We start from the raw sequence: 5,484 nt of genomic DNA, 5'->3' as shown, positions 1-5,484 counted from the left end.
CATCTGCGCACCGATGCCGAGCATGCGGCGGGTGCCGGAGAAGCGACTGTCGGCACATACCAGCAGCCGCGCATGCAGCTCGCTGCCATCGTCCAGGCGCACCACGTGGCCCTGGCTGTCGGCGCGTACCGCCTGCACCTTGCGGCCATCAAACAATTCCAGCCCGTCCTGGCCCTGCACCGCCTGCCAGGCCGCGCGGCGGATCAGATGGTTGGGCACCAGCCAGCCCAGCGGCTGGCCATCGACCTGGCTGCTGGCGAAGGTCAGCGCGAAGGGCGAACCTCCGTTCAGCACCCGCGCGTCGCGCAGTTCGGCAACCTCGGCTTCGGGCAGGCGCTGCCACAGGCCAAGCTGTTCCAGGCTTTGCCGCGAGGCATGGGTCAGGGCGATTTCGCGGCCGTCGAAGGCCGCCTCGGCCAGGGCCTGGCGCGGCTGTGCCTCGACCAGCCCCACCTGCAGGCCAGTGCTGGCCAGCGCGCGCGCAAAGCACAGCCCGGCCGGTCCGGCGCCGACCACCACCACGTCCATCCTGCGCATGCGCGCCTCCTGCCGTTGATCCAGTCGCGGCCAGCATAGCGCTGCGTGCCTGACCGGCCTTGATCTGGATCAGCTGCGCGTCACAGCAGCGCGAACACCATCGCCAGGATCGCCACGATCGACACCAGCCAGACCAGGCTGCGCACATAGGGCACGCCGGCTGCGTACAGCGGCAGGTAGACAACACGTGCCCAGAAGTAGACCTGCGCCGCCAGCGCGGTGGTGTCGCTGCCACGCCCGGCCAGCATCACCGCAATCGCAGCGGCGGCGAAGAACGGGAAGGTCTCGAAGAAGTTGGATTGCGCCCGCTGCAGTCGTCCAGCCAGTGGACTCAGCGGCTTGGACGAGTCGTCTCGTGCAGAAGCGTTCCATTTCATCCCGCGCTCGCGGGTGACCACGGTGGAGGCGGCAAAGATGTAGACGAAACCCAGCAGCATCGCCCACGCCAGCATCGTCAGTTCGGTGGCCATCGTCGATCTCCGTCAGGGGCTGGATGCGCGCAGGCTGTAGCCGGCCAAGCGCCAGGTCTGGTCTTCGTCGAAGCGGAACGACACCAGCTCGCGTACCGGCTGCGCGCTGTTGGCGAARCGGGTCGGGAAGCTGACGTTGATGTACAGGCCTTCGGGCACCGCAGCACCTGCAGCGTATTTCACGCGGGTGATGGTCGGCTGGCCACGCCCGGCCAGCGCGCCAAGACGCGTGCGGTCTGCCGCAAGCTGGCTGACGAAGGCCGCCTTGGGCACTGCGCGGCGGGCAACCGCCGAGGCGCCGTCCCACAGCTCACCGGCCCGATTGGCGTCGACCAGTTGCGCGGCCTTCAATGCGGCACTGCCCATTTCCGCGTCCTGTTTCTGCACCTGCGCCTGCTGGGCCGGGCTCAACGCCGGCGCGGCAGCAGTGGCCGGCTTCGCGGCCGTCGGTGCGCTCGGCGCGGGGCGAGCCGGGGCCGGTGCGGGCGTGGCCGGCGCCGGCGTTTGCGCCAGTGCAGCCAGGGGCAACAGGGACAGCAGCAGGAGCACGCGCTTCATGGACACCGCCGGTTCGATGGAAAGAACCGCAGTCTACGCCAGCGCAGTGAGTGGACCGTCAGCGCGCCTGGACGCTGCCTTCCACCGCGCCCGCCTCGGCCTGCGCCGCCGGTGCCGCCGATGCCGCGGGCAGCTGCTCGGCCACCGGCGGCTGCTCCGGCGGTGCCGGTGGCAGCGTAGCCACGTCGATCTCCGACAGCGGGCTTTCCTCCGGGCACACCGGGTCGGGGAAGCCGAAGCGCTGCTTCAGCGACTGGCCACAGCTGTTGATCGATTCCATGTCGGCACCGTCGCGCTTGCACTGCTGGTCGAACGCCACCAGGAACGCATCCTTGCGCTGCACGAAGTCGTCGCCGCAGGTACGCATCTGCTTGATCCGCTCCAGGTCGTCCTGCACGGCGTTGGTCCCGTCCAGGCCGTACTGGCGAAGCTCTTCGGCAGTCAGCAGGCGCAGGCTGCGGTTGGGCACGGTCATCATCAGGTCGGCCACACCCACCGCCACACCATTGCGCTGCAGATAATCCTTCACGTTGTCATAGACCTCGTGCAGTTCGCGGTTGAGCTCTGCGCGCGAAGTGGCCTTGGAACTGATGCGCATCATGCGGTGGATGCCGACCTTGCCGGTCAACAGGCGGTTGTCGCCGGCAGCCAGCACGAACACGCAGGCGCTGTGGCAGATCGAGCCCTCGCGCACCCAGATGGTCCAGCCGGATTCGCCGATGCTGTCGCCGGCAACGATGGCCGATTCCACCTGGCCACCGCTGGAATCCAGATCCAGGATGCGCTTGTGGATCTGCAGCTCGTCGGCGACCACGGCCAGCCGCCACATCATCTCGGCAAACCCGGGGTTGATCTTGCCGTTGTAGCGCACGCGCAGCAGGCCACGCTCGGCGCACGGCGCCAGCGCCTGCTTCAACTGTTCGCGCTGCAGGCCTTCCAGTTCAATGCCATCGCCGCCGTCGCCAGCGTAATCGGTGGTGCAGCTGACCCAGGCCTTGCCGTTTTCCAGCTGCGCCTGCGGCCAGGGCCGATCAGCCCGGCTGCGCGCCTGTGCCGGCGGGGGCGGCGCATCGGCGGCATTGATCGACACCATGTTTTCGCCATCGCTGGCCGGGGCCCGCGTGGCCTTGTCGGCAGCGGTGACGTTGCCGGGGTTCTCCAACTGGCTGCAGCCCGCCAGGGCCAGGAATAACAGGGGCAACCAGCGGAGTTTGGCGGACATCGGGCAACCGGATTCAGACAGGCAAGAACCACAGTCTACCCGTCCATGGCGCGCATTCAGCGCCCGCCACTGAACCTGTTCTGACCCTCACGTACCGTCATTTCCCATTCCAGTGTCTTCCCCCTTCCCATCCACGCATGGCGTGGATCTACATGTCGACCAAGGTCGACACCCACCAAGAGCAGGCCATGCCATCTCGACAGTTCGCGGAAATCTGTCGAAGGCGGGGTGGATCCGGTTGCAGGGGTGTCCGCGGCATGGATGCCGCGGCCAAGCTTACAGGGACGTACTTGCAGCGTCCCCTGCAACCGGACCCACCCCGCCATCCCACGGCTAGCCCGCTGTTGCCGTTGCCGTTGCCGTTGCCTTTGCGGGTGCCGGGCGCAGCCCGGCCAGGCCCCTCCAGCATCCATGTCCGAATATGGCGAGTACTACCGCCCGCAGGCGCCTAGACTGGCGCCATGGATACCGCACTCGCCCTCGACACTGCCGCCTGCGATCGCGCTCGCCTGGCCCGTGATGCACGCTTCGACGGCGTATTCTTCACCGCCGTGCGCAGCACCGGCATCTACTGCCGGCCGGTGTGCCCGGCGCCACCACCGAAGCCGCGCAACATCACCTATTTCCCCACGGCTGCGGCCGCTGCGTCCGCCGGCTATCGCCCCTGCCTGCGCTGCCGCCCCGAGCTGGCCCCGCTGGCACAACAGGCGCTGGCCGGACAGGCCGTGCAGCGGGCCCTGGCGCTGATCCATGCCGGCTTCCTGCAGGACCAGCCGGTGGCCGAGCTGGCAGGAAAGATCGGCCTCAGCGCACGCCAGCTGCAACGCCTGTTCGTCGAACGGCTGGGCGCAACGCCAGGGCAGATCCACGCAACCCATCGCCTGCTGCTGGCCAAGCAGCTGCTGACCGAAACCACGCTGCCGGTGACCGACGTGGCACTGGCCGCTGGTTACAACAGCCTGCGCCGCTTCAATACGGCATTCCTGCAGGGCTGCGGCATGGCGCCCACCGTACTTCGCCGCCAACACCATCCCCTGGCCGCCGACGATGGCGGGCTGGTGCTGCGCCTGGGCTATCGACCGCCGCTGGATTTCCCCCGCATGCTGGCCTTCCTGCGCAAGCGCAGCCTGCCCGGCATCGAACTGATCGGTGAAGACAGTTACCAGCGCGTGTTGAGCACAGCCGAGCGCCCCGCCCTGCTGCGCGTCACCGCCGACCCGAAGCGGCCCGAGCTGCGCCTGCAACTGGGCGCGGTCGACCCACGCCTGATTCCGGACATCGTGCGCCGCGTGCGCCGTGTGTTCGACCTGGACGCCGACCTGCAGCAGGTGCACGCAGCGCTGGGCGATGAACCGCTGTTGGCGCGCGGCATCGCCGAGCGCCCCGGCCTGCGCGTGCCAGGCGGATGGGACGGCTTCGAGGTGGGCGTGCGCGCGGTACTGGGCCAGCAGGTCAGCGTGGCCGCGGCCACCACGTTCGCGCGCCGGCTGGTCGATGCCTACGGTGCGCACCTGCCCGGCATGCCGTCCGAATTCGACCGTCAGTTTCCAGCGCCGGACGTACTGGCCGACGCGCCGCTGGAATCGATCGGCCTGCCACGCAGCCGCGCCGCCACCGTGCGCGCCCTCGCCGCAGCCTGCGCCAGCGGCCAGCTGGACTTCGGGCCGGGGCAGGCACTGGAGGAATTCGTCGCCCGCTGCGTGGCCCTGCCCGGCATCGGCCCGTGGACGGCGCAGTACATTGCCCTGCGCGGGCTCGGCCAGCCTGATGCCTTCCCCGCCGGTGACCTGGTGCTGCAGCAGGTGCTGGGCCACGCGCAGGGCCAGCGCCTCAGCGAACGCGCCACCGAGGCCCGTTCGCAATCATGGCGACCATGGCGCGCCTATGCCGTGCTGCATCTGTGGCACCTGTCCGGCACTTTCGTTGGAGAACCCTCATGAACCTCTTGTTCGATCGCTTCGATACACCGATCGGTGAACTGACCATCGCCGGGGATGAGAATGGCCTGGCCCACGTTCTGTTCCCGGAAAACCGCCATCCTGCGCGCGGCCGCGAGCACTGGCATTACGCGCCTGGCGCATTGCCGGAGGCGCGCGAACAGTTGCTGCAGTACCTGCACGGTGAGCGCAGCGGTTTCGACCTGGCGCTGGCACCGCATGGCACGCCGTTCCAGCTGCGCGTCTGGCATGCGCTGGCGTTGATTCCCTTCGGCCAGACCTGGAGCTACCTGCAGCTGGCGCAGCAGCTGGGTCAGCCGACGGCGACCCGTGCGGTCGGCGCGGCCAATGGCCGCAATCCGTTGCCGATCGTGCTGCCGTGCCATCGCGTGATCGGCAGCAACGGTACGTTGACCGGTTTCGGTGGCGGCCTGGAAACCAAAGCGGCGTTGTTGCGGCTGGAGCAGCGACAGGCACCGCTGTTTGCATGAGGGTTGGAGGCAGGGCTGCGCCCTGCACCCGCTACAAGCCAGAGCAACATCAACGTCAACGTCAACATCAACGTCCAAAGCGGTCTATCCGAGGGTGGTCGGGGCGGTGTCGGGTTGCGGGGACGCCGCAAGTACGTCCTTGTAGCAACTGTGTTGCTGGAGGAGCGCCAGCCCTTCCGGTAAACGGGCACGGTAGTGCCGGCCGCTGGCCGGCAGCCTCAGGAGCAACGCCCTCTGGTGCGCTCAGGCGGGGATCGATCCGCCTTGAG

General features: G+C 68.5%; 6 protein-coding genes. 2 read left to right on the top strand and 4 right to left on the bottom strand.

Features of this window, described 5'->3' with window-relative positions; translation table 11 throughout:
* The 4 genes from AC1VAN_RS09710 to AC1VAN_RS09695 form a co-directional block, all read right to left on the bottom strand.
* On the bottom strand, positions 1-537 hold a 537-nt coding region (locus AC1VAN_RS09710), incomplete at its 3' end, for an FAD-dependent monooxygenase (protein WP_480985712.1).
* 80 nt (positions 538-617) lie between these two features.
* Positions 618-1,007 (bottom strand): MAPEG family protein, encoded by a 390-nt coding sequence (locus AC1VAN_RS09705; protein WP_088100440.1) that lies wholly within the window; start codon positions 1,005-1,007, stop codon positions 618-620.
* A gap of 12 nt (positions 1,008-1,019) precedes the next feature.
* Positions 1,020-1,565, bottom strand: coding sequence for a DUF4019 domain-containing protein (locus AC1VAN_RS09700; protein WP_032975755.1), 546 nt, complete (start codon positions 1,563-1,565; stop codon positions 1,020-1,022).
* Between the two features lie 58 nt (positions 1,566-1,623).
* Positions 1,624-2,787 carry a COG3904 family protein gene (locus AC1VAN_RS09695; protein ID WP_032975753.1) on the bottom strand — a complete coding sequence of 388 codons (1,164 nt, stop codon included), beginning with the start codon at positions 2,785-2,787 and terminating at the stop codon, positions 1,624-1,626.
* 461 nt (positions 2,788-3,248) lie between these two features.
* Between AC1VAN_RS09695 and AC1VAN_RS09690 the strand changes: the two genes are divergently transcribed.
* Complete coding sequence (locus AC1VAN_RS09690; protein ID WP_478013605.1) at positions 3,249-4,727, top strand: DNA-3-methyladenine glycosylase 2 family protein; 1,479 nt, start codon at positions 3,249-3,251, stop codon at positions 4,725-4,727.
* The gene (locus tag AC1VAN_RS09685) at positions 4,724-5,215 is read left to right on the top strand and encodes a methylated-DNA--[protein]-cysteine S-methyltransferase (protein WP_025877732.1); all 492 of its coding nucleotides are present in this window, start codon (positions 4,724-4,726) and stop codon (positions 5,213-5,215) included. Before AC1VAN_RS09690 ends, AC1VAN_RS09685 begins: the two co-directional genes overlap by 4 nt.
* Positions 5,216-5,484 lie beyond the last annotated feature (269 nt).

It is taken from the genome of Stenotrophomonas sp. 05L44_2 (assembly GCF_056665995.1).
Note: the sequence above shows the minus strand (reverse complement) of the source record. Positions and strands in the feature narration are given on the sequence as shown.